23 protein-coding genes, 2 tRNA genes and 1 other RNA gene are annotated in these 23,203 nt (G+C 42.5%); 6 read left to right on the top strand and 20 right to left on the bottom strand.

The annotated features are described in order from the left end of the window. Positions 1-356: 356 nt before the first annotated feature. The gene (locus A3775_RS08755) at positions 357-842 is read right to left on the bottom strand and encodes a hypothetical protein (RefSeq protein WP_066424578.1); all 486 of its coding nucleotides are present in this window, start codon (positions 840-842) and stop codon (positions 357-359) included. Positions 843-1,008: 166 nt separating this feature from the next. Between A3775_RS08755 and A3775_RS08750 the strand changes: the two genes are divergently transcribed. After that, complete coding sequence (locus A3775_RS08750; RefSeq protein WP_066376297.1) at positions 1,009-2,937, top strand: serine/threonine protein kinase; 1,929 nt, start codon at positions 1,009-1,011, stop codon at positions 2,935-2,937. Positions 2,938-2,998: 61 nt separating this feature from the next. Here A3775_RS08750 and A3775_RS08745 read toward each other — a convergent pair whose 3' ends face one another. The 5 genes from A3775_RS08745 to corA all read right to left on the bottom strand — a co-directional run bounded on the left by A3775_RS08745 (position 2,999) and on the right by corA (position 7,561). Continuing rightward, on the bottom strand, positions 2,999-4,033 hold the full coding sequence (locus tag A3775_RS08745) for a Gfo/Idh/MocA family protein (RefSeq protein WP_197480113.1): 1,035 nt from the start codon (positions 4,031-4,033) through the stop codon (positions 2,999-3,001). Positions 4,034-4,132: 99 nt separating this feature from the next. Then, positions 4,133-4,879 carry a ribonuclease III gene (gene rnc / locus A3775_RS08740; protein ID WP_066376295.1) on the bottom strand — a complete coding sequence of 249 codons (747 nt, stop codon included), beginning with the start codon at positions 4,877-4,879 and terminating at the stop codon, positions 4,133-4,135. Positions 4,880-5,170: 291 nt separating this feature from the next. Further along, an RNA gene (rnpB, locus tag A3775_RS08735) (RNase P RNA component class A) lies at positions 5,171-5,615 on the bottom strand. 47 nt (positions 5,616-5,662) lie between these two features. Continuing rightward, complete coding sequence (locus A3775_RS08730; protein WP_066376293.1) at positions 5,663-6,364, bottom strand: hypothetical protein; 702 nt, start codon at positions 6,362-6,364, stop codon at positions 5,663-5,665. A 60-nt stretch (positions 6,365-6,424) separates the two neighbouring features. Then, positions 6,425-7,561: a magnesium/cobalt transporter CorA gene (gene corA / locus A3775_RS08725; RefSeq protein WP_066376303.1), complete on the bottom strand. Its 1,137-nt coding sequence runs from the start codon at positions 7,559-7,561 to the stop codon at positions 6,425-6,427. A 298-nt stretch (positions 7,562-7,859) separates the two neighbouring features. Between corA and cobW the strand changes: the two genes are divergently transcribed. After that, positions 7,860-8,900 (top strand): cobalamin biosynthesis protein CobW, encoded by a 1,041-nt coding sequence (gene cobW / locus A3775_RS08720; RefSeq protein WP_066376291.1) that lies wholly within the window; start codon positions 7,860-7,862, stop codon positions 8,898-8,900. 23 nt (positions 8,901-8,923) lie between these two features. Then, entirely contained in the window at positions 8,924-9,376 is a 453-nt protein-coding gene (locus A3775_RS08715) for an ABA4-like family protein (RefSeq protein ID WP_066424577.1), read from the top strand. A 191-nt stretch (positions 9,377-9,567) separates the two neighbouring features. Here A3775_RS08715 and A3775_RS08710 read toward each other — a convergent pair whose 3' ends face one another. From A3775_RS08710 to moaC, 6 genes are all read right to left on the bottom strand, one after another. Next, on the bottom strand, positions 9,568-9,786 hold the full coding sequence (locus tag A3775_RS08710; protein WP_015137880.1) for a hypothetical protein: 219 nt from the start codon (positions 9,784-9,786) through the stop codon (positions 9,568-9,570). 247 nt (positions 9,787-10,033) lie between these two features. Next, positions 10,034-10,342 (bottom strand): DUF3181 family protein, encoded by a 309-nt coding sequence (locus A3775_RS08705; RefSeq protein ID WP_066424575.1) that lies wholly within the window; start codon positions 10,340-10,342, stop codon positions 10,034-10,036. Positions 10,343-10,462: 120 nt separating this feature from the next. After that, a complete protein-coding gene (locus tag A3775_RS08700) occupies positions 10,463-10,720 on the bottom strand; it encodes a hypothetical protein (RefSeq protein WP_066376284.1) in 258 nt (85 codons plus the stop codon). Positions 10,721-10,871: 151 nt separating this feature from the next. After that, a complete protein-coding gene (locus tag A3775_RS08695; protein WP_339373681.1) occupies positions 10,872-11,225 on the bottom strand; it encodes a response regulator in 354 nt (117 codons plus the stop codon). Beyond that, complete coding sequence (locus A3775_RS08690) at positions 11,209-12,450, bottom strand: sigma-54-dependent Fis family transcriptional regulator (RefSeq protein WP_066376274.1); 1,242 nt, start codon at positions 12,448-12,450, stop codon at positions 11,209-11,211. The genes A3775_RS08695 and A3775_RS08690 overlap by 17 nt, the downstream gene beginning before the upstream one ends. 457 nt (positions 12,451-12,907) lie before the next feature. Beyond that, positions 12,908-13,411: a cyclic pyranopterin monophosphate synthase MoaC gene (moaC, locus tag A3775_RS08685; RefSeq protein ID WP_066376272.1), complete on the bottom strand. Its 504-nt coding sequence runs from the start codon at positions 13,409-13,411 to the stop codon at positions 12,908-12,910. A 36-nt stretch (positions 13,412-13,447) separates the two neighbouring features. Between moaC and A3775_RS08680 the strand changes: the two genes are divergently transcribed. Next, a tRNA-Arg gene (locus tag A3775_RS08680) sits at positions 13,448-13,521 on the top strand. Between the two features lie 50 nt (positions 13,522-13,571). Here the strand turns inward: A3775_RS08680 and A3775_RS08675 are convergent. The 3 genes from A3775_RS08675 to A3775_RS08665 all read right to left on the bottom strand — a co-directional run bounded on the left by A3775_RS08675 (position 13,572) and on the right by A3775_RS08665 (position 16,691). Next, positions 13,572-14,807 (bottom strand): MFS transporter, encoded by a 1,236-nt coding sequence (locus A3775_RS08675; protein ID WP_066376270.1) that lies wholly within the window; start codon positions 14,805-14,807, stop codon positions 13,572-13,574. A gap of 99 nt (positions 14,808-14,906) precedes the next feature. After that, positions 14,907-15,917, bottom strand: coding sequence for a glycosyltransferase family 2 protein (locus A3775_RS08670; protein WP_066376268.1), 1,011 nt, complete (start codon positions 15,915-15,917; stop codon positions 14,907-14,909). Positions 15,918-15,983: 66 nt separating this feature from the next. Beyond that, positions 15,984-16,691, bottom strand: a complete 708-nt coding sequence (locus tag A3775_RS08665; protein ID WP_066376265.1) for a C40 family peptidase — start codon at positions 16,689-16,691, stop codon at positions 15,984-15,986. A gap of 19 nt (positions 16,692-16,710) precedes the next feature. Between A3775_RS08665 and A3775_RS08660 the strand changes: the two genes are divergently transcribed. Further along, the gene (locus tag A3775_RS08660; RefSeq protein ID WP_066376263.1) at positions 16,711-17,649 is read left to right on the top strand and encodes a serine hydrolase; all 939 of its coding nucleotides are present in this window, start codon (positions 16,711-16,713) and stop codon (positions 17,647-17,649) included. Positions 17,650-17,908: 259 nt separating this feature from the next. Further along, the gene (locus tag A3775_RS08655; protein ID WP_066376301.1) at positions 17,909-18,730 is read left to right on the top strand and encodes a hypothetical protein; all 822 of its coding nucleotides are present in this window, start codon (positions 17,909-17,911) and stop codon (positions 18,728-18,730) included. Positions 18,731-18,791: 61 nt separating this feature from the next. Here the strand turns inward: A3775_RS08655 and A3775_RS08650 are convergent, their stop codons facing one another. The 5 genes from A3775_RS08650 to A3775_RS25000 all read right to left on the bottom strand — a co-directional run. After that, positions 18,792-20,111 carry an ABC transporter substrate-binding protein gene (locus tag A3775_RS08650; protein ID WP_066376262.1) on the bottom strand — a complete coding sequence of 440 codons (1,320 nt, stop codon included), beginning with the start codon at positions 20,109-20,111 and terminating at the stop codon, positions 18,792-18,794. Between the two features lie 189 nt (positions 20,112-20,300). Next, positions 20,301-20,392, bottom strand: a tRNA-Ser gene (locus A3775_RS08645). A 133-nt stretch (positions 20,393-20,525) separates the two neighbouring features. After that, positions 20,526-21,458, bottom strand: coding sequence for a 15-cis-phytoene synthase CrtB (crtB, locus tag A3775_RS08640; protein WP_066376261.1), 933 nt, complete (start codon positions 21,456-21,458; stop codon positions 20,526-20,528). Further along, complete coding sequence (pds, locus tag A3775_RS08635) at positions 21,442-22,881, bottom strand: 15-cis-phytoene desaturase (RefSeq protein WP_066376258.1); 1,440 nt, start codon at positions 22,879-22,881, stop codon at positions 21,442-21,444. Before pds ends, crtB begins: the two co-directional genes overlap by 17 nt. Before the next feature lie 136 nt (positions 22,882-23,017). Beyond that, a partial coding sequence (locus A3775_RS25000; protein WP_231866972.1) for a hypothetical protein occupies positions 23,018-23,203 on the bottom strand: 186 nt, incomplete at its 5' end.

The raw sequence follows: 23,203 nt of genomic DNA, 5'->3' as shown, positions 1-23,203 counted from the left end.
CGGCTCTCTCGCCTCGACACTTATCTAGAATAGCGAGGATTTTTGGCTTCGTCAAGGGGTAAAGGAAAATTTTTTTTTCTTTGACAAGTTCAAAGGGCAGGCAACAGTTTACCAAGCAGAGTATATAAGGATGACAGCACTTCAACTTTCCCTTGTCGCATTCATTTAACTAGCTTCAATTTAGTTGCTCGGTTTTTGACTTAGGTCTTGGTTGCAGGGAGCTTGGTTATGTTGGTCATGCTGAACTTAGCCGACGTTACCGGGGTTTGTAACGAGTGATCGCCCAATCACGGTTTAACTGATTTAAGTGGGTTTTATGTTTTTTCCAGTTCCAGAATTTTCTTCTCAAGAAATTCTTACTCAGGTAGATTTGCAAAGACTTTTCTAACTAACTCTTTGGTCTTGACTTCCAAGTGCTGCCAGTCAACTTCACCAAAGTCATCAATTAAGGTTGTATCAATATCAACATTTTCTCTTTCTGGGCTGTAATTAATAAAACATACTTGATAACATAGTTCCCACAAATCAATACTGATTTCTTGGTCTTGACGTTGCAAACATAAGTGATATCCTGGATGAGGCATTGGCAAACTAGCAAGGGTTTCTCTGATTGTATCTGCCTGTTCTGAAGTTGCAGTTTCCATTTCTTGCAATAACTGAGTAACCAAAGCTTTTGTCTCATCAGTGGTGTTAGCAGGCCAAATCAGCACATCTTTATAGATTCCTTTCCAAGCTGATTCATCTAACTGCTTGCGAATATTATCAACAACGCGAATGAAAGTAGGCTGCATGAGAAGTTCAGCCTGCTGCCATGTAACTTGGTCTGTTATTCTTGGTGGCATTGGTAATTCACAAAGGCACTAAAAGAAAAATTTACAGTCTGTGTTTATTAAAATAATTGCGTATTAAGTTCAAATCTTTTATCAAGATAGCGGATTTCACTGCCAAAAAGGTGGAGATATTTATTACTATCGGGAAAATCTAGGTGATAACTGTGGGGAGGGAATTATGATAGGCAAGTTACTAGATCATCGTTACCAAGTCCTGAGAGTCCTCGCTACAGGAGGATTTGGTCAAACCTACATAGCCCAAGATACCCGCCGACCAGGTAACCCTTACTGCGTTGTCAAGCACCTTAAGCCCGCTAGTTCTGACCAAAGAGTTTTTGAAACTGCCAAACGTCTGTTTAACAGTGAAGCGGAAACTTTGGAAAAGCTGGGTAATCATGACCAGATACCCAGACTATTGGCTTATTTTGATGAAAATCAAGAATTTTATTTAGTTCAAGAATATATTGAAGGACACACCCTAACAGAAGAACTTATTCCTGGTAAGCGTTGGAGTGAAAGCCAAGTTATTCAACTATTGCAGGAAGTTTTGACTGTATTAGAGTTTGTTCACCAGCAAGGGGTGATTCACCGCGATATTAAGCCAGATAATATCATTAGACGCGCTTCAGATAAGAAATTAGTTTTAGTAGACTTTGGTGCAGTTAAGCAATTGCGTTCACCACTGGTAACTGTTGGCGGACAACCCACTGCTACTGTTGCTATTGGTACTCCTGGCTATATGCCCACAGAACAAGGACAGGGTAAACCCCGCCCCAATAGTGATATTTATTCTTTGGGTATTATTGTCATCCAAGCTTTAACAGGACTACCAGCAGCCGAACTACAAGAAGACCCAAATACAGGTGAAATCCTGTGGCAGCATTTGGTAGACGTTAACTATCGCCTAGCAGAAGTGTTAACTAAGATGGTGCGTTATCACTTCAAAGACCGTTATCAAACAGCAACGGAAGCGTTGCAAGCTTGTCAAAATGTGGTTAATCCTGTAGCTGTATCTGTGTCTTCTACAGAAAAAAAATCTCTGAATAGTCACCGCTATCAAGCAACCACACCAGCTTCTCAGTTATCTCGACAGCAAACTGTAGCAGTTGCACCAGCCAACCCCGCTAAAGTTAAACCTTCTCGCCAAGATTCGGAAAAATCTGACCCCTGGCCTTTTTTAATTGGGGTGTTATTGGCGGGTAGTGCGGCTGCTTTGGTAGGAAATTTTTACCCCCAGGTGAAAAACTTTGCTGGTAATTTCTTAGGTAATGATTTGACTGCTGCTAATAAATGCCTAGCCGTGGTGGCGGGTAATTCTAATATCCGTTCTGAACCTAGTGCTATTAATTCTGATAATGTCTTAAAAACTATTGGTGAGAATAGTAAATTTGAGGTGACTGGTACACGCACAAAACGCGGTTGGGTGGAAATCAAACTCAATTTTAGTCGTTTAGCTTGGGCGCACTCAGATGTAATTGTTAACAATCAGGAATGGTCTTCTTGCTTGCGTGATAAAGGCATTGCGATGAAGACCGTAGATGATAGTACATTGATTGCTGCTAGACCTGTTCCCCAACCCCAGCGCAAATTTGACCAGGTGACTATTACCCCCTCATCAGTACCAAAAGTTTCTCCAAGTTCCACGCCAGCGCAGTCTGAGGAAAGTAACACCGAGATGGTCGCCAAAGCCAGACAAAAGTATGATTCCGGTGATTTAATAGGGGCGATCACTACACTCAGATCGATTCCTGCCAATGCCTCGGCTGGTATTCGAGAAACAGCAGCAATGATTAACCAATGGCAGCAAGATTGGGAGAAAGCAGACGCATTATTTAAAGATATCAACCAGGCGATAGACGATGGTCAATGGGATAAAGTTTTAGACTACAAAAACCAGCCGGAAAAGTTACCGAATATTCAATACTGGCGAGATAAATTAGAACCGTTGTTGCAACAAGCCGCCGAGAATGTCAAAAAACAAGCACTTCCTCAAAACAATAATCGAGTGAATCAAGAGAATTCCTCAGAGGAAACACTTAAGAATGAGCAAGTATTTAATAATTCAGCAATTATTAAGTCCCCTGAATTGCCGCAAAATGGTTATTAATTAGCGATGCGTTACGGCTTGCGCCTAACGCACCCTACGAGTTTTTTATTTAACTAAGTATTTAATTTAAAGAAACAGATTTACCGCCCTGATTTAATGATGCGGTGAGTGCAGAGAGAATTTTGACTAACTCCGTACCCACCCGGCTAGATGAGATGTTTGAAGGTGTATTCTGGAGGATACAAGTTAGAAAGCTTTGACAAACTCGTTTTAAAGGTTCTCCGGTTTCTAATTCCAGTATCTCTTGACTTTGATTTATGGGTAAAAACAGATTTCCCTGACGTTCAAATTCTCCATGTAATAGCGTCAAGGGTGATGAAGATGACATCTCATCAAAAATTAAAGTCCCAAGACTACCTACTACTGCTAGTCTGCGCTGTTTATCAGGATTCAACCAGCACAGATGAATATATGCTTGAAAACCATCAGGGTATGTGAGTGTTACCCAAACTAAATCAGCTAAATTTGAGAGAGAATTGTTGGTTTCTCCACTTCCTTCAGTTTGTAGCCACACCCTACCCGTTGCTTGTACGCTGATGGGGACTTGACCTAACCAGTGGTTAAAGATAGCGATGTCATGAATGGCTAAATCCCAGAGTGCATCAACATCTTGGCGAACTGGGCCTAAATGGGTACGTGCTGCATAGCCATAACGCAATTCACCTAATTTACCTGCTTGTACTACAGCCTGTCCTTTTTCAACGGCTGGATGAAATAAATAGGTGTGGTCAACCATCAGTATCAATTGTTTCAATTGTGCCAATTGGCAAAGTTCTTGACATTCTACTGGGTTGAGAGTTAAAGGTTTTTCTGCTAAAACGTGATAGCCCCAATTTAGAGCGTCTTTCACTAAAGTATAGTGGGTAGTAGCGGGGGTGGCGATCGCCACTGCTGTCAATCCTGATATGTGTCGTATATCACTCCACTGTGTTGTTAATAAGACATTTTCATCTAAGTTAAATTGCTGTTTGACTACTGCCAACCTTTCTGCGTGCGGATCTACTACCACCACGACAGTGACTTGAGGTATTGCTAAAAAATTTCTTAGTAGATGCACTCCCCAACGCCCAACCCCAATAATTGCAATGTTAATCATTAGTTATTAGTCATTAGTCATTAGTTATTAGTCATTAGTTTTTCTCCCCCTGCCTTCCCTACACCCTTACACCCCTACACCTCTACTCCCCTGTCTCCTTTATCCCTTAGCCTCTCTTGCTTCCTCAACAGTATCTTCCTGGGGATTTACTGCTAAAAATGCTACTTTAGCGGCGGCTTGTTCGGCAGCTTTGATCGAGCGTCCTTTACCTTCGCCTAGTTTTTTCTCGTGTAGCCAAACTTCAGCCATGAAACGCTCTTGAGTGCGGTTTGCTTGATTGATTTCTACAACTCGATATTCTGGTAAAATTTTAAACTGGGCTTGTGTCCATTCTTGTAAAGCAGCTTTGTAGTTTAGTCTAGCGGGGTCAAGGCGAATTTCTGCGGCTAGCTGGCGAAAATGGGGGTCTAACCAAGGACGGATGAGTTCTAAATTTCCAGTGCTAAGGTAAAGCGCACCTAAAACCGCTTCAAAAGCATCAGCTAGGCGTGATTCTTGACCAACTTTATCACTGGTGGCACTACCAGCGACTAATAGATGTAACTCTAAACCATATTCTCTAGCTAATTGGGCGAGGATGCGATCGCTCACCAACACCGAGCGAATAGCCGCAAAATCCCCCACTTGACAATCGGGATAAGTTTCCCACAACACCACAGCAGCAGCTAATCGTACCACTGCATCACCAACAAACTCTAATTGTTCATAATTGGCTGAATCGGAAACTGTAGGATGAGTCAAAGCTAAGTCTAGCAATGGCCACTTAATTGGCGCAGTAGTCGGTAGACCTAACTTTCTGATTAAACTTTCAAGCTGACGCTGACGACGGGGATAAACAAGGCTCATTAGTTATTAGTCATTAGTCGTTAGTCATTAGTTATTAGTCATTAGTCATTGGTTTATATTCACATCATGAAGCACGTAACACTTAAATTCGCAGTAACAGGAGTAAAACCTAGCAGATGGAGGGCGAAATCTTAGTTTTTCATGAGTCCGTGTAGGCATACTTCTTTGATAACTGCGACTTTCAGTCATTCGGGCTTAGGGCAAGATGTGATTAGTCATGAATCAACAGTGTATAGTCGTTGCTATGGACTATGGACTATGGACTAATGGCTAATGACTAATGACTAAAAGAGGAGAGAGTTGGTAGTAAGCCGGGTTCTGTTCTCGATGTAGATTGCTCTACATGAGGGCGGTTATCTATCTGGGACGTTTGTTACCAAACGCCTCTAGCGGCTCTTGTTTAGCGGAACTGGTAAAAGACCAACCGTAGTTCCTGCGGCCTTGCTCCCGACCGGGGTTTACCGAGCCAACGCCTCTCGACGTTGCTGGTGCGCTCTTACCGCACCTTTGCACCCTTACCAGGGTTAGGGATTGGGGATCGGGGATGGGGGATTAGGAAATTTCTTACCCAGTCCCCAGTCCCCAGTCCCTAGTCCCCAATCCTGGCGGTATTTTTCTGTGGCACTATCCTCACGATCGCTCGCACTGGACGTTATCCAGCAAGTCTGGTCTTTAGGGAGTCCGGACTTTCCTCAAACCAGTGTTGACTGATCTGCAACCGCCTACGCCTACTCTCTCCCTAATTCCAGTGTAATCCCCGATGATATCATCTGTGTGTTTTGATTATTTCTTTTTATTCCAAGGTAAGGCATAAGTCCACGGTAATTTTCTGACGGTGAAGGGAAAGTTGATAATGCAGATGGGAGGATATTCTGCACCAGGGGCGAGACCGGCGCGGATTTCTGATAACCTGAGTACCAGTTGTAGTGAAAATTCTAATTCTTTACCTCTGTTCATAAAGTCGTTATACAACTTTTTCTGGCCTGCGCCGCCATTTTTCAACCCACCGATACTAATTAACGGTTTCTGCACTGTGTAAACACCAGTTTCTTTATCGCGTTGAAATAAATCTTCGGCGGTGATTGTTTCTGTGAGTGTCTTCTTAGGAACAATCAAGCTAGGACTTTGGGGGATAGCTAAGTCGCGGGTTAAGTCTGGTGATTTTCTGATGACGCGACATGATTTGTTGTTGAGGATTAAAGAGCTATTATCCCAGTCTACATAGATGGCCAGATTCTCAGATTTATTCTCAATACTCATTGAGAGTTCTTTGAGGTCGTCTAATGGGCTGGAAGCACTGAGTTTAAAAGAAATAGAAATCTTATCTGACAAATTTTGCTCTTTGAGTTGTTCATCGACAACTGCCTTTTTTAACTCATATTTAATCCGGTCATCGATGGATTCAACCATGCGATTAAACACGTAAGAAACACCGATAATATAAACTGTCAATACAATTAAATTTTGGTCGCCACTTCTAGTCATAACTTAGCGTCCAGACTCCCGATAAAAAGTTGCTCTATACGACTCATCCCAACTTAATATTTAATCACGTTTAATTGTTGTAGAATTTTCTAACCAACCCCGTCGCCAAAATAAAAATAGTAAACCAAAAGCAATTAACGCCATTACTGCCAGAGAAAACGGATAACCCCAATACCAATTGAGTTCAGGCATATTATAGGGCGATTTTTCCGGGTTGAAATTCATGCCATAGATACCTGCAATAAAAGTGAGGGGAATAAAGATGGACGAAACTACCGTCAGTAGCTTCATCACTTCATTCATTTTGTTACTGACGGCGGAGAGGTAGACATCCATCAACCCAGATGCTAACTCGCGGTAAGTTTCCACCATGTCCATCACTTGCACAGCATGGTCATAACAGTCTCGGAGATAGATTTGTACATCTTCACTAATTAATTCACTGCGATCGCGTATTAAAGAATTAATCGCATCCCGTTGCGGCCAGATAGCGCGACGTAGTTGCAGTAATTCTCGCCGCAGTTGATAAATTTTCTGTAGAGTTTGGCGCGTCGGGTTGACAATTACCTCTTCCTCTAATTCCTCCAGTTGTTCACCGTAAACTTCCAAAACCGGGAAGAAACCGTCAATAATCGCATCTAAAAGAGCATAAGCTAAATAATCAGCCCCCTTTCGGCGAATACTTCCTCGCCGTTTTTCAATTCTTACCCTCACCCCCTCAAAACAATCATGTTCTGGTTCTTCTTGCACAGTTAGCAAGTAGTGTTTTCCTAAAATTAAACTGACTTGTTCATTATAAAAACCATAGGTTCTGGGTTTAGGTACAACCATCCGCGCAATAAATAGCAATTGGTTATCATAATCCTCAAATTTAGGACGCTCCGAGACATTGACAACATCCTCCAACACCAGAGGAGATAAATCAAACAACCGCCCCACCCGTTCTAAAATATCCTGATTACCTAAACCCTGAACATCAACCCAAGACACCGACTCCGTATCAAGATAAGAAATACAATCTTCTGGCGTAGCTACCTGTTGACGAATAAAATTAGTTTGGTTGTAGTCAATCAATAAAATCGTTGGTGGTGGCGCATCTATATCAATAATGATAGTTCCCGGTACAGTTCCAGGGTGATGATAGAACTCATCCCGATGTAATTTAGTAGACTCTTGGCGACGCAGTTTTTTCAGCATTCTAACCATGTACTGTTCCCCAATAACACTTAGTCCAACCATGAACCCTCTTCATTTTCAACAGGAAACAGGAAAATAACAACCGACTAACTAAAAAACAAAAAATACACCAAAACCCTCCGCGCTCCTCTGCGTTTCCCTCCGCGCCCCTCTGCGTTTAAAAATCCCACCTGCAAACACCTCTCCTACCGACCATAAGAACAATAAGTCAGATATATTAAAAAATGTGTCTAAACACTAGACGATAAAAAATTTCGTCAAAGTGCAGAATATCAACACCCAGTCCTAACTTCCACGAATGGCCACAAAAATTCCCGTCACCGTCATCACAGGCTTTTTAGGTAGTGGAAAAACTAGCCTAATTCGCCACCTACTGCAAAATAACCAAGGCCGCCGCATTGCGGTGTTAGTCAACGAATTTGGCGAACTTGGTATAGATGGCGAGTTGTTGAAATCCTGTCAAATTTGCCCAGAAGATGAAGAAAATGGAAAGAATATTTTTGAATTAACTAATGGCTGTCTGTGCTGCACTGTGCAGGAAGAGTTTTACCCAACAATGCAGGAGTTAATCAAACGGCGAGATAGTATTGACTGCATTGTGATTGAAACCTCTGGGTTAGCGTTACCTAAACCCCTGGTGAAAGCATTTCGCTGGCAAGAAATCCGCAACGCCGCTACAGTGGATGCAGTGGTAACGGTGGTAGATTGTGCAGCTGTCGCCGCCGGGACGTTTGCCAGTGATTTAGAAGCGATCGCCGTCCAACGACAAGCTGATGATAGTCTAGAACATGAAACACCTTTGCAAGAATTGTTTGAAGACCAATTAGCCTGTGCAGATTTGGTAGTATTAAGCAAAACTGATTTAGTCGATGCAGACAAGAAATCACAAGTCGAGCAATTAGTCAAGCAAGAGTTACCACGAGTTGTGAAAATAGTGGAGAGCGATCGCGGTCAACTCGACCCATCTATACTATTAGGATGGCAAGCTGCCGTTGAAGATAATTTAGATAGTCGTCCTAGTCATCATGACACAGAAGAAGACCACGACCACGATGACGAAATCAATTCAACTCATTTAATTTTAGACCGTGCCTTTGAGCCAGAAAAACTGCAAAAGCAGCTTGAAGCATTAGTAAATCAACAAGAAATTTATCGCATTAAAGGTTTTGTAGCAGTACCAAATAAAGCCATGCGGTTAGTAATGCAAGGGGTAGGAAATCGATTTGAGAAATTTTATGATCGTCCTTGGCTACCCACAGAAACTAGACAAACCCGCTTGGTTTTCATCGGTCGTGATTTGAATTCAACAGAGATAGAATCACAATTGGTAGCTTTGTAATTTATTGTCATTTATTTTTTAATATGGACATCACACAATTATTCAATGTTGCGAATCTTTTTGTTTTACCTTTTTGGGCATTAATGATTATTCTGCCCAACTGGAAAGTCACAAAGCGAGTTATGGAATCATACCTGCTTTATGTGCCTTTAGCTGGTGCATATTTATATTTATTTATTACCAGCATCACGCCAGAAAATGCCCAAGCTTTATCTAATCCTCAATTAGCTGATATTGCGCGATTTTTTGCTGATGAAAAAGCTGCGGCGACTGGTTGGATTCATTTTTTAGTAATGGATTTATTTGTTGGTAGGTTTATATATTGGGAAGGTCAAAAAACTGGTATTTGGACAATTCACTCTTTAATACTATGTTTATTTGCTGGCCCTTTAGGTGTGCTATCTCACATTTTCACAGTTTGGATTAGTAAAGTAATTTCTTCCAAGCCTGAAACTCAATTAAGTGCTGAGTCTTAAGAGGAGGTTGAGAAAGTAAGGAGGGAGGCTTTGAAACCCCCCTTCCCTTCCAGGGTAGGGGGGTAGGAGGGTTATGTTTGAGAGAATTTGGCTTGAATAACAATACTTTTCAAACAGCTTCTAAGTCTTGAGTAGGGGAAAAACGAGGGAAAAAATTCTCTCTCGCTCCCCTAAAGCTTTGACAATGATAATTAAGAAGCTTTAGCCATTCTATAGTTCGCATCTAGCCAACAACGTGGTAGACTTTCTCCAGAAGGAAAAACAAGATTTTCTTTTTTAAATTCGTCGGGATCTTGTTCTTCTTGACCTTCTTGGTCTTGAGCATGAACAATATCAAGATTGGGGTCGATTAGTTCTTGAATATCCAGAATTTTTACTAAATCTTGACTATTTTTAATTTGTAAAAACATATCACTACCTCCAAAAAATCAATATCAAAATTGAGTGTTGATAGGGTGTTGTACTTGCAGTGAAACTAACCTACGCATCCAAACACATCCAAAACATTGTGTGTATGTATCTATAATTATTGAATTGTTGTTAAATTTTATAAATTCGACTAGCTCAATTCAGGCAAACAAATCTCCATGTCTATATTTTTTCAGCCTATGGAGAAATGTTTGCTGTATGTCAATAACTGCCTACCTACACCTATAATTATATCTCGCGTTGATATTTCTCTAAGATATCTACCAAATTAACTTGACATTGCAGTGGTAGTAAATCAATTAAAGGCAATTCTCGTCTGCCACCGCCAATTTTAACGGGTATAGATGCCAATACTTCCATCACTCGGTCTTCATTGACTGTTTTAGAAGTAATTAAGGGATATAACTGTTCAGCAACAACAGTATGTAGTTTAGCGTCAGATAAATACAGATGCCATTTAGCAATGTCTATATAAACATTTTCGCCGATTTCGGCTGCTAGGGCTTCTAGTAATTCTGTAGTGTTAGTCTTAGGCATAAAAATCACCCTATATCAAAAAAGAGCGCAAAGTCTCAGACTAATTAACATTATCGCGCAATTAATGAGGCACGCATCACAACCACAGGTTACAATTGCCCTAGCTTCAGTGATACATCTTCAGGTAGATTTAGGCGGTGTGGCTGAGTAGTTAGCGATCGCACTAATATAAATCAGATGCACCAATAATACTACGACCCAACCAGCCGTTACTAAGGGCAACCATTGCCAATTAGCTGCTGTCAGGTTATGGAAGAACCACAAGCCAGAGTTAATTGTAGCTGCAACAGCGACATGAACTGCAAAATTCATGCGATCGTCTAATTTGCGGAATTCAGGATCATTACGATCAGGTTTACGAGGCCAACGAGGAGGCATAAATTTTTATTACATATTTCAACATACCTGATAATTTTAAGGTATTTGTGAATGCTGAACAAGAACGCTAACACAGTAAACAGTTAGCTATATATTTGCGTCCTGTAACAGTTGACACGGACAACCTCCTTGGCAATGAAACCTAGCAGTGTCAACGAAGGGATGCTTGATAAGCAGACTCTATAGTTTGCATTAACTTGGGAATGTCGTATGGTTTAGAGACAAAATAAGTAATATCCAATTTGCAAGCTAGTTCCTGTAAAGAACCGTAGGCTGTTGTGAATACAATTGGCATATCAAAACCTTGTGATTTTAGGTGTTGATAAACTTCCACTCCTGTGAATTCTGGCATTCTATTGTCTAAAATTAATAAGTCGGGTTGTACCTCAATTAACTTTTCTATAGTTTCTTTGCCATTGCTGGCTTCCTGAACCTGCCAACCTTCTTCCTCTAGTATAAAAGCCAGCATAATTCTGCTATCATCGTCATCATCTGCTATCAGCACTTTCCGTTTTCTTAAGTTTGACTGGTTCATTATTAATGCTTGTTTTGGTAAAATTAACAATGTGTGGTTTTGGTGGGCATTTATCAGCATTTAAGCCCGGAAGTGGTGTAAAACTTACTTGGGCTATATCAGAATTTAGCATACTATAAACGCCTATTTTGACTGTTCCCCCTTGAGTTGCAATTTCAAAAGCTTGCAAAAAATAACGTAATAAGCGGTGGAAAAAACTTCTAGGTTCAGCAACTACTGTAACTGGTTCTTGCCATTCAGTTATTACTTCAATTTTCCGAATAGCTGCCTCTGTCGATAATATATCTACCAGATCCTGAATACTATCAGTGAGTGACAGAGGTTCGGGTGTACCCGTCTCTGATGATGCTAAATTATGCCAAATTTTAGCGCGATGACGAAATATTTTAATGGATTGTTCAGCCTGTTGCAGCAATTTTTTAGCGTGTTCTATGCTATTTTTGGCTAACATCCGCGAGCTAACTTCAAGTTTTAAACGACCAGCTTGATTTGCTTGGATCAAATCCTGACGCAGTTCATCTAATCGTTGATAATCTTCGGGACTTGATGTTAACACAAGGTGTATATCTCTTTCTAAGTTAGCAATCACAAATTCTGCTTCAATAGCACGAGACGCGCAGAGTAATATCTCTTTTAAGCGTTTTCCTGCATCTTGTTGGAGTGATGATATGCTCAACACGCCGATGACTTCTTGTTTTTCATTACGGAGGGGAATTCCTTGACAAGTAAAAGGATGAAACCCTTCAATAAAATGCTCGGCGGCGACAATTTCGATATAATCTGCTTCTGCTAGGGATGTACCGATACCATTAGCACCAGCTACAGCTTCTGACAACAGGGAACCGGGTTGAGGGAAAGGTTCTGATCCGTGTATGGTTTGCTCGTCACCGATGACATCTAGTAAAATCGCTTGGCGATCGCCTAACATAACTGCATGACGCTCATTTCCTGCTGCTTGCGATAAAATGCGGAAATAGGGGCGAACTGCATCAATTAAATAACTATGTTGCTCTACTAAACGCTCTGTCTCTATGCTAGATAATGTTTCAGCTTGTAAAGCGCAAGGGTTAGCCCCTTGCAGGTGTGATCTTTCCCAAGCACGATAAACTGTTGGACGCAGCATATTGCTAGGAATTGCGCCTGTAGATTTATACACACGCCCAGCTTCTAGCACATCAATATTAAAAGGAGACATGGCGTTAATATTCGGTTAGTAGTCAGTCACATTACTATTGTTATGTTAAAGTTTTCTGATGTCGTTGGTTGATGTAACTGGTGTGGCGTAGCCATAAGGGACTTCCAGATAAAAAATATCCAAAGTTTAGGGTGCGTCAGTACGAGAAACCCTAGCTATACCAAGAAAATATTCATACTGACGCACCCTACTAACAGTCGATGTGGATAACTTACATCTTGCACCACTTGCGTTATTGCGATTGCAGGATGGTGGGCAATGGTAAAAATTCGCTCAAAAGATAGATTTTTACGTTGTGGCCATTGCCCACCCTACGTTTATTGAGAATAGTGCAAGATATCAGATAATTTATTGTTTGGTGTTCCCTAAATGTCCTTGATTCTGAACTGTAGAAACGTTACATATAACGTCTCTACGAGCTATATGGCATGCCACCTTATACAGAAAACGCTATTAATCAATCAGAATTAAGATAATTTCCTGATTTTCCCCCAGTCTTACTAATCAATCGAATTGATGAGATTTGTATCGACTTTTCTAAAGCTTTAGCCATATCGTATAAAGTCAAAGCTGCCACAGAAACGGCAGTTAAAGCTTCCATTTCTACACCAGTTTCAGCTTTAGTTTTGACTGTCGCCTGAATTTGATAACCAGGTAATTCGAGATCAGGTGTAATCTCAACAGCGACTTTTTGCAATGGTAGAGGATGACATAGAGGAATTAAATTAGATGTCTGTTTAGCTGCCATAATTCCAGCTATCCTCGCCGTGGCTAAAACATCGCCTTTAGGGGTGTTTCCAGCTTGAATAGCGGCTAAAGTTTCTGGTAGCATCCGCACCTGTCCAACCGCTACGGCTTCCCTAACGGTGGGGGCTTTAGCTGACACATCTACCATCTGTGCTTGTCCCTGACTGTCGAGGTGAGAGAGATTTGCAGAATTTTTTGGAAATAGGTCTTGCATCTTCCTGAAAAACTTGTTAATATATAATTCTTGTAAGGGCGTGTAGCTCAGTGGACTAGAGCACGTGGCTACGGACCACGGTGTCGGGGGTTCGAATCCCTCCTCGCCCGTTAGACTAAGCAAAAGGCAACAGTAATTTACCTGTTGCCTTTTGTTTTGCTTAATTAATATTATTCACTGAATAGGCATCTTCCGCACGCCCGACAGCAAAACGCAGGGAGGTGGATAGGTTTTTGCTGGAGAAGGTGAGAAAGATGAGTAACCCGATGAAAGTTAAGATGGCGGTATAGGCAAACATCTGATTGTAGCCTACTGTTTCAGCCACAAAGCCTAAAACGGGCGGAGCGATCGCAATTCCCAAGTCAAACCCAGCGATACAAATCGCAAAAATCCGTCCACGTTCATGCGGTAAGGAACGGTCTGCCATCATTGTGGTAATCATTGACATCACTGTACCACCACCACAGCCTTCAGCTAAAGCAGCCAAAATAAACACATAGGTACTATTAGCTTGCCAGAGGAAAAAGGAGGCTAAGGTATAAGCAGCGATGCCAAAGGTGATAAACAAACCACGCCCAAAGCGATCGCTTGCCCTACCAGCAAATAATCGGAAAATAAAACTAGCCATAGCTGCGATCGTAAAAAACAATCCAGCATTAAAATTTACCTGTGTTGATTGAATAAACAGCGACACAAACACATGAACAGCACCAACAGAGATACCCACCATTAACAAGACTAAAGCTGGTACTCTCACCCGTGGACTGATCAAAATTTGCCAAAATTTACGATCATTACCCACAGTTTGCACCCTTGTCTGTGTGGGTGGATTAATCACTTGTGCCGCACACACCACCCCAATAAAAGCCAAACCTGCGGATAATAAAAATAGAGTCGGGTAGCCAGTAGTAGCTGCCAAATATCCCCCCAAAACTGGCCCTATTGCCAAACCAATGGGAGTAGTTAAACTCATATAACCGATAATTTCGCCACGTATAGCTACAGGTGCTAAATCTGCTACTAAGGCAATGTAGCCCGTAGTAAAAGCCGCAAGGCTAATACCATGAAAGACTCGCACCAACATCAGCATAGGAATTGATGTAAATGCCAAATAGCCAAAAGGTGCTAAAACACCTACGGTTGTACCAATCAATAACAATAGTTTGCGCCCATATTCATCGGCTAACCGTCCCAATATCGGGCGAAATAGCAATAATCCAATGGCAAAACCACCCATGACTATGCCAATTTCTTGCTTGCTAGCCCCTACTGTCTGAATGTAGACGGGTAGAGTAGGCAAGAACATAGACAGACTAGACCAGAATAATAAACCTGCTGTAAATAAAATCAGTAGGTTACGTCGGAGACTTGCGTCAAAAGTATGAAAAGCTTTCAAGGCAGATGCAAATTAATGCTAAGTGTATTTATTGAGAATGCAAGAGTCAGAATTCAGTATTCTGACTCCCAGATTCTTTATTAATTATTGTTACGCTACTTAACTTTTTTTTGCCACTACTTCCCTAACACGGTATATTGGTCGTCCTTGGGATTCGTGGTAGGTACGCATGAGTAACTCCGCCAACAGACCGAAGCAAAATAGTTGTACTCCGGTTACTAGCAACAGTACCCCCAAGATTAACAGAGGGCGATTACCAATCATCTGACCTAAAACCAATTTCAGGAATGTTAAGTAAAATCCTATACCAGTCCCCACCACTATAGAACTCAACCCCAATAAACCAAATACGTGCATGGGGCGGGTAAGGAACTTCTTCATAAACAAAATGGTCAGTAAATCCATCAGTACGCGGAAGGTACGAGATATACCGTATTTACTGCGACCAAACCGACGGGCATGATGGCGTACAGGGATTTCTGTAATTCTCGCCCCTTCAATGTAAGCCAGTGCGGGTAAAAAGCGGTGTAGTTCGCCGTAGAGATTCATATCTGCCACCAGTTCCGCACGATAGGCTTTGAGGGAACAGCCATAATCATGAATGTAGACGCTAGTAGTACGACGAATCAGCCAATTAGCGATTTTAGAAGGAAGTAGCCGATTTATTGCCCCATCTTGACGATTTTGCCGCCAACCACTCACCAAGTCATAACCTTCCTCTAGCTTGGCTAACAACAGGGGGATATCAGCCGGGTCGTTTTGTAGGTCTGCATCTAATGTTACAATGGCTTTACCAACAGCATACTTAAAACCAGCCGCCATTGCCGCAGTTTGACCGTAATTACGCCGCAGAATTACCGCTTTTAAATCAGGGCGAATTTGTGCTTGTTCTTTGAGCAAAGCAGCAGAACCGTCAGTAGAACCATCATCTACACAGATGATTTCATAGCTTAACTGACTAGCTGTTAAAGTAGATGCGATCGCCTCCAATAACAAAGGCAAACTTTCCACTTCATCACGCACCGGCACCACTACCGATACATCTGGGACAATAGCAGCGATCGCCCCATCTTCTCCTGATATCCTATCGGAAATTAACCCACTCCTCATAAGCAATTCAAAACTCAATATTGTTGATTAGTTATTAGTCATTAGTCATTAGTCATTAGTCATTAGTCAACCATCCCTCATTGGTATGTAACTTTTCGCCACTCGCCCAACCCCTCGCAATAGCTGGTAGTATGACTGACTTACCTTATCCCCTTGTTCCGAGAGGATATCAATACCAATACCATTGCGTCCTATTTCTGTCCCAGAACTATGGATATAATGACCATTTCCTAAGTATAAACCGACATGAGTCGCTTTGGAATGAGTACCAAAAAACACTAAATCCCCCGGTACTAAGTCAGCAATAGCAACGGGTTGGGTGAAAGCTTCTTGTTGATAGGCATCTCTAGGTAGCCAAATTCCCACAGAAGCAAAAGCTGCTTGCATTAAACCAGAACAATCATAATTTGGCCCTACAGTGCCGCCCCAGAGGTAATAATTAGACTGTTGCATAGCTTTTTGAGTAAAAGCGATCGCTTCTGGTAGCAGTTGTTTAATTTCTGCTTCCGAGACTGACTGAGCCTGATAAAGTACAGTAGCAGGTTGTAACAAACTCAAATCATCAAAACATACCCACCCTGGATAGTCATCTTCACATAAATACACCTCAACTGCTGTACCTTGCTGATTTGATGTTATCCGCAAATGTCGCCCAACTGCGGCCTGAGTTGCCAGACGGTTACATTCGGGAGAATCATATAAGTTTAAATCAGCTAGACATTGGTATTCTGCCAATTCTAGATTGAGGATTTGGGATTTGGAATTAAAAAGCATTCTTGAAGGTGAATAGCTAATGGTTTTTTTTAAACAAGACGAACAATTAGAAAATCTCGGTAATGGTATTTTAGAAGCTACTTGGTCAGCATTTCCCGACTTAGCCCGTAACCAAGTGGCGTTGACTTGGATTGTTTATGATCCACCAATTCCGGTGAATACTGGTGGTGCGTTAACGCCTGATGCGTTTTGGCATCATCCGGTGCGTGGTTTTGATTATCGTGGTGGAGAACGTATTTACCCCGCAAGTGTAGTTAAACTATTTTATTTGGTAGCAGCCCACGAATGGATCGAAAAAGCCATGATCCAAACCTCCCAGGAATTGGAGCGTGCTTTACGCGATATGATTGTTGATTCTAGCAATGATGCTACCAGTTTAGTCGTAGATATTTTGACAGGCACAACATCAGGCCCAGAGTTACCATCAGGCCCCTTTGAAACTTGGAAGCAACAGCGTCATTTTATTAATCGCTATTACCAGTCTTTAGGGTGGGAGGAGATGGAAACTATTAATGTCTGCCAAAAAACTTGGGGTGATGGCCCTTATGGACGAGAGAGGGCGTTTTATGGTGAGATGTTTGAAAATCGCAATATGCTGACTACTAATGCTAATGCTCGGTTGTTACATAGTATTGTGGGAGGTGTAGCGGTTTCCAGTGTGCGATCGCAACAGATGATGAATATGTTGCAACGCAGTCTCAACCCCGATGATTTACCCCAAAATGTAGAAGAAGATCAAGTCACAGGCTTTTTAGGTGGTGGACTGACTCAAGATGCCCAAATTTGGTCAAAGGCTGGTTGGACAAGTCAAGTTCGTCATGATGCAGCCTATATCGAGCTACCAAATCAACGCCCTTATTTGTTAGTAGTATTCACTGAAGGCAAAGCCCACGCTCAAAATCGTGAAATTCTACCATTTATTTCTGGATTAGTCGCACAAGCAGTTAGCAGTCTCTAAAGTTAATAGTCATTAGTCATTAGTCATTAGTCATTAGTCATTAGTTTCTCTCCCCTGCCTCCCCTGCCTCCCCTGCTCCCTCATCCCTCATCCGTCAAAATCAGCCTAAATTAATATCTACTTTTTACGTCCATGTAAGGATGTAATAAGGGATTTTATGGTGTTAAAGTTTGGATATTGCCTCAAAAAGACAAATTTTGTGGGATTAGACCCACGTTAATTGATTTATTTGTTGGGCGACAGTTTGTTAGGAGTGAATGTGAATACTATTTTGGTTCGTAAAGGTTTCTCTTGGTTGTCCGGTTTAGCGGCTGTTGCTGTTGTGGGTGGTGGGTTGTCTGCTCATGCTCAAACAGTACCTACAGTTGATGCTGCTAGCAATGCAATGTCTACAGAATCATCAAGTGCTGAACTAGAGGCTGAAAACCAAAACTTCTCTTTTGCCAGTGAAACAACCCTCAACTCTATCTCTGAAAATGCGACTGCATTACAGCAGTTCCCTAGCTATACTACCCCAGAAATTGCTAGTCGTACAGTTGTACCCATCCCCGGAACAGTAGCCACTTCATCAAATACTCTTGTTTCTCCAGAGTCTACACAGTCGGCAACTCAAGTAACTAATACCAGAGTGGCACAAGCAGATATTAATATAGGTGGGACTACTCGTGGTGGCAGCAGCTACATCGGTGTTGCAGGTAACATTGGTGTAGGCGGTGGTGACTCTTCTTTAAGTGATGGCAATTTTGCAGTGATTAGCAAAATTGGGTTAAGCAATGCTTTATCGGTTAGACCATCAGCAATATTGGGAGATAATACTACAATTGCGATTCCTGTGACTTATGATTTTAGGTTTAGACAGGTAGATCCTTTTGATGAACCACTTGCGATCGCACCCTATGTAGGAGTTGGTGCAGCTATTAAAACAGGTGATGATTCCCAAGCCGCCTTTTTAGTATCCGGTGGTGTTGATGTTCCCCTAAATCGTCAATTCACCGCTACAGCAGCTATCAATGCTGGATTTTTTGATGAAACCGATGTCGGTCTATTATTAGGCGTTGGTTACAATTTCTCTGGCTTCTAATTGACATTGTAGAGACGTTGCATGAAACGTCTCTACGAAGTGGTCTATTTATTCGCCTTTCTCACTGCTTAGGCGTAACTTTGTCAATGACTTTCAGCTTGCCATCGTCTTGAACTGTCCACACATCATAGACACCGACAACATCGCCGTTAGCGTCAACATCGACGTTACCGCTAGCACCTTGGTAGTTAATATCTTGTCCTTCTTTGAGTAACTTTAATCCCTCACAGACATCAGTCACTTCTACACCTGGTGCATTCGATACTTCCCGAATTTTATTAGCAATACCAACTCCTGTGTTTTCTTTAGCGGCTTGTGCTGCTAATACTAACAACGCCGCCGCATCCCAAGCTTGAGGCGCAAATTCTCCAGGTGAACCACCTTTTTTAGATTGCCACAGTTTGCTAAAAGTTTCTAACGCTTTACCATCAGAACCGGGTACTGTACCAATGACTCCAGAGACAATATATTTACCATCAGTGGTTTTACCAACTTGGGCGGGAAATTCGTCTGATTTCATCCCGTCTGTCAGCATCACCTGTACACCTTGACTCAGGCCTTGTTGATATGCTGACTTTAATAGTAGACTACCTGTTTCTACATAGAATACACCCAAGACTGCATCTGGTTTACCTGCAAATGCAGCTGTGGCTTCAGTTTCAAAGGTAGTCGCTTTGGGGTCGTAACGTACAGGATTATTTTTATTAACTACAGTACCGCCTAATTTCTCAAAAGCTTGCACGAATGCTTTTTCAAAACCAACTCCGTAGTCATTATTAATCACTACGGTAGAAACACGTTTATAACCTTTTTTATGGGCAAGTTCGGCTAGGGCTGGGCCTTGGTAGCTATCAGGGGGAACTGTACGCGCCCAAAATCCATTGAAATCACCTTTTTGGGCTTTTTCGGTAAATACGGGACTGGTGCTACCTGGTGAAATCAGCATGACTTTATTTTGGGCAGCAATGGAGACAGCAGCCGTAGAAACGCTGCTAGCAAACGAACCAACGACACCCGCAACTTTATCGATATTTGCTAATTTAGTCATCCCGGCTGCACCGGCTCTGGGATCTGTTTGGTCGTCTACAGCCACTAGGGTAACAGGTTGACCATTCACTCCACCGCAAGCGTTGACTGTTTCCACTAATAAGGGAACAGCTGGAGCCATTTGTTGTCCGATGGATGCTAAATCACCTGTGGTTGGCAGTAGAGAGCCTATCTTTAATCCTGCGCCACTACTAGCTGTGGTGTTGGTGGCTGGGGTGGCTGTGGGATTGCTTGCTGTATTATCAGTAGTGTTGGTTGTGGTACAAGCTGCCATAAAAAACCCAGTTGCTATAGTAGTCAAACTCAGGGCAAGGGCAGCACTAATTCTGGGCATGGTGACTTTCACTCCTCCGATATGTGGGAGCTTGAAAGTGAGATTGAAACTAGATTTCTAGGCTAGCTCGATCTAATCAAGACTCCAAAGGTTAAATAATAACATCTACCTTTGGATGTAGAGGAAAATACATTTACATTAATATTTTTTTACAATACAGAGTTTTGGTTTTAACTCCGTTCTGGAAAACGGAGAGGGAGGGATTCGAACCCTCGGATGGGTCTTACGAGTCCATCAACAGATTAGCAATCTGCCGCTTTCGACCACTCAGCCACCTCTCCACGGTTACAAATACTTATGTTAGCAGTTCTTTTTTCCAGTGTCAACAGGCAATGATGATTTAGTCAGTAGTCAGTAGTCAGTAGTCATTAGTTTGTGCCTATGGACTATTGACTTTGGACTATTGACTAACATTTATAGCACTTGCGATCGCATCCAAGCTATGGGCAGGGTGCGTAACTTTTGCCATTGGGGGACAAAGGCACGTTGATCAAAAACGTTGTAATCATTGCGTTCAATTGCATCTAATATCTGTCCGTACAGCATGGATGCTGCCCACACTGGCCAGCGAGCATCAGGTGCAAGATAAGTAATACCCTTTTCGGCTTTGATGTAGAATTGCCTCGCTCTGTCAATTTGGAAGCGCATCAATGCCCGCCAACGTTCATCTACGACACCGTTAAAAAAGTCTTGTTCGCTGTAGTTAAACCGTGCCAAGTCTTCTAAAGGAATGTAGATGCGTCCGCGTCGGGCATCTTCTCCCACATCTCGCAGAATGTTTGTGAGTTGATTGGCAATGCCGAGGGCGATCGCTTCTTCTGTGGGAATATATGGTGGTTTATGCTGTTGCCACGGTGCTGTGTTGGCATTGGTGTCTATTTCCATGACAGATGTTGACATCAAGCCAACTGTGCCAGCAACACGATAACAGTAGAGGTATAACTCCTCAAAGGTTTCATAGCGACTACGGTATAAGTCCATACGCTGCCCGGCGATCATATCCCGAAAGGGCTGAATGTCTAGGGGAAAGCGTTGGAGTGTATCTACCAAAGCTACGTCATAGTTTTCTTGGGGACGACCCGCAAAAAGTGATTCCAGATGCTGTTCCCATCGGTCTAGGGTTTCTGGTGTAGTAATGGCAGCTGCGGGGCCGTCTACTAATTCATCTGTACGGCGACACCAAGCATAAATTGCCCAGATGGCTTGGCGTTTTGCCGGACTCATCAACAAAGTACCCAAGTAAAAAGTTTTGGCATACTTGGCGGTGAGTTGCCGACAAAGTTTATAGGACTCATCTACGGAGACCAGCGTTTTCATGCGCGGGGGGGAATCAGGCAGTTGCAGCATTCGTTGCAGGCGGTCGGGTTAGCGTTTGCAGGTTTGAGGCATTTGCCATTGGCAGAGATTCGCAGATGGCCTGCGCTGTTAGCTTACCAGAAAGTACAGCCCCTTCCATACTGCCTAAATAGCGTTGCATGGTGTAACTCCCAGACAGAAAGAAGTTGGTTATGGGAGTTTTTTGATCAGGACGATACTTTTGACGACCAGGAGTCGCTGTGTAAACTGAACGCGGCGTTTTTACGACATGAGATTTCAGCAATTTGGCGGGATTTTCTCCGCCAAAGTGATCAGGAAAGAGTTTTTCCAATTCAGTCATAGTTGCTGCCACGATTTCCTCGTCAGATTTGCTAATCCAATCTTTGGCAGGTGCGAGAACTAATTCCAGCATGGAGCGATTGGGGTCAGCATATCCACGGCAGGTATTACTCATATCAGCATAAACGCTGAGGAGGGGCGATCGCGAAAATAACAGATGATCAATGTCTGTTAATTTCCGATCAAACCATAGATGCAGGTTAATAACTGGTACACCTTCCAATCCTTCTAGCTTTTGGAAATACTCCATTTGCTTCCAAGGTTCGGGCAACATGACTTTTAACGGGTCTACTGACATAGCGGACACGTAACAGTCTGCTGTTAACACTTCATCTGGCTCTCCATTTAACCCACGCAGCAAGAACCCTTTTACTGTACCATCCGGGTTCAGCAAAATTTCTTTGAGGGGGGCGTTGAGCCTGACTTCTCCACCTCGTTCTGTGATGTAATCTACGATGGGTTGGCAGAGTCTTTCTGTGGGCGAACCATCCAAAAAGGCAATCTTTGAACCATACCTTTCTTGCAAAAAGCGATTTAAGGCAGTTAAAAGAATGGTTGATGACACTTCATCAGGATTGATAAAGGTTAGTGCTTTACAAGCTGCGATAAACACGTCACTGGTGACGCGCTCACCTACACCTTGCCTTTCTAACCACTCTAAGAAGCTGTACTTGTCCATTTCTTCGACATACTTCTGACCTCTGACCACTGCTGGAAAGAGGCCGACGGCGAAGCGGATTTTCTGCTCCCAGGTCAACATATCGTTATTGCGAAGAATCGACGCAATGATGTTGAAAGGAGCAGGAATATCTGGAACATCAAATCGTGAATATGTTCCTGGTTTCTCTGGTTGATTAAAAATCAGTGTATGCTCTTTCCACTGGAGTCTGTCCTCAATGCCCAACTCTTTGAGCAACTGGAGCATATTTGGGTATGCCCCAAAAAAGGCGTGTAACCCAGTTTCATACCAGTCGCCGTCAGAGTCTTGCCACGCCGCTACTAGGCCACCCAATACGTCCCGACGCTCTAAGACAATGGGAGTGTGACCTGCGTCCGTGAGATATTTCGCGCAGGAAAGTCCTGCTAGACCAGCGCCCGCGATCGCTACTCGCATTTAAACCTACTATTCTTCAATATTTCTTCATCGTTTTGTCGTTCTCATTATACGTTGCAAACTGTTACATTTGGCAGTGATTGTGCGATCGCTTTGGTAAAAAACTTCTGTTTGCGGGTTGGGAACTGGGGAAAAATCAATTCAAAATTCTCTCCTGCACAATTCTCTTTTGCAAAATTAAAGAATTTTGGGGAAAAATCTCCCCTGCCTTCCGCAACTTCCTCCACTCACCTGCTGCCTCATCTCTTGAAAGTTTAGCTGAATCAAAAAGAAGCCTCTCGCCTACCCGAAGAGGCGACGAGATGAATTTTTGGGCGGCGAC

This window comes from Anabaena sp. 4-3 (genome assembly GCF_001597745.1).
Taxonomy (GTDB): domain Bacteria; phylum Cyanobacteriota; class Cyanobacteriia; order Cyanobacteriales; family Nostocaceae; genus Trichormus.
This window is presented reverse-complemented; position numbering and strand designations above follow the sequence as displayed.

What these genes read in the sequence shown, in the direction of transcription:
- A3775_RS08650 (WP_066376262.1), bottom strand. Translation starts at nt 20,111, where the DNA reads ATGCCCAGAATTAGTGCTGCCCTTGCCCTGAGTTTGACTACTATAGCA.
- A3775_RS08750 (WP_066376297.1), top strand. Translation starts at nt 1,009, where the DNA reads ATGATAGGCAAGTTACTAGATCATCGTTACCAAGTCCTGAGAGTCCTC.
- A3775_RS08745 (WP_197480113.1), bottom strand. Translation starts at nt 4,033, where the DNA reads ATGATTAACATTGCAATTATTGGGGTTGGGCGTTGGGGAGTGCATCTA.
- pds (WP_066376258.1), bottom strand. Translation starts at nt 22,881, where the DNA reads ATGCGAGTAGCGATCGCGGGCGCTGGTCTAGCAGGACTTTCCTGCGCG.
- A3775_RS08710 (WP_015137880.1), bottom strand. Translation starts at nt 9,786, where the DNA reads ATGTTTTTACAAATTAAAAATAGTCAAGATTTAGTAAAAATTCTGGAT.
- A3775_RS08755 (WP_066424578.1), bottom strand. Translation starts at nt 842, where the DNA reads ATGCCACCAAGAATAACAGACCAAGTTACATGGCAGCAGGCTGAACTT.
- crtB (WP_066376261.1), bottom strand. Translation starts at nt 21,458, where the DNA reads ATGCTGCAACTGCCTGATTCCCCCCCGCGCATGAAAACGCTGGTCTCC.
- cobW (WP_066376291.1), top strand. Translation starts at nt 7,860, where the DNA reads ATGGCCACAAAAATTCCCGTCACCGTCATCACAGGCTTTTTAGGTAGT.
- A3775_RS08715 (WP_066424577.1), top strand. Translation starts at nt 8,924, where the DNA reads ATGGACATCACACAATTATTCAATGTTGCGAATCTTTTTGTTTTACCT.
- rnc (WP_066376295.1), bottom strand. Translation starts at nt 4,879, where the DNA reads ATGAGCCTTGTTTATCCCCGTCGTCAGCGTCAGCTTGAAAGTTTAATC.
- A3775_RS08690 (WP_066376274.1), bottom strand. Translation starts at nt 12,450, where the DNA reads ATGTCTCCTTTTAATATTGATGTGCTAGAAGCTGGGCGTGTGTATAAA.
- moaC (WP_066376272.1), bottom strand. Translation starts at nt 13,411, where the DNA reads ATGCAAGACCTATTTCCAAAAAATTCTGCAAATCTCTCTCACCTCGAC.
- A3775_RS08670 (WP_066376268.1), bottom strand. Translation starts at nt 15,917, where the DNA reads ATGAGGAGTGGGTTAATTTCCGATAGGATATCAGGAGAAGATGGGGCG.
- corA (WP_066376303.1), bottom strand. Translation starts at nt 7,561, where the DNA reads ATGCTGAAAAAACTGCGTCGCCAAGAGTCTACTAAATTACATCGGGAT.
- A3775_RS08660 (WP_066376263.1), top strand. Translation starts at nt 16,711, where the DNA reads ATGGTTTTTTTTAAACAAGACGAACAATTAGAAAATCTCGGTAATGGT.
- A3775_RS08665 (WP_066376265.1), bottom strand. Translation starts at nt 16,691, where the DNA reads ATGCTTTTTAATTCCAAATCCCAAATCCTCAATCTAGAATTGGCAGAA.
- A3775_RS08730 (WP_066376293.1), bottom strand. Translation starts at nt 6,364, where the DNA reads ATGACTAGAAGTGGCGACCAAAATTTAATTGTATTGACAGTTTATATT.
- A3775_RS08705 (WP_066424575.1), bottom strand. Translation starts at nt 10,342, where the DNA reads ATGCCTAAGACTAACACTACAGAATTACTAGAAGCCCTAGCAGCCGAA.
- A3775_RS08700 (WP_066376284.1), bottom strand. Translation starts at nt 10,720, where the DNA reads ATGCCTCCTCGTTGGCCTCGTAAACCTGATCGTAATGATCCTGAATTC.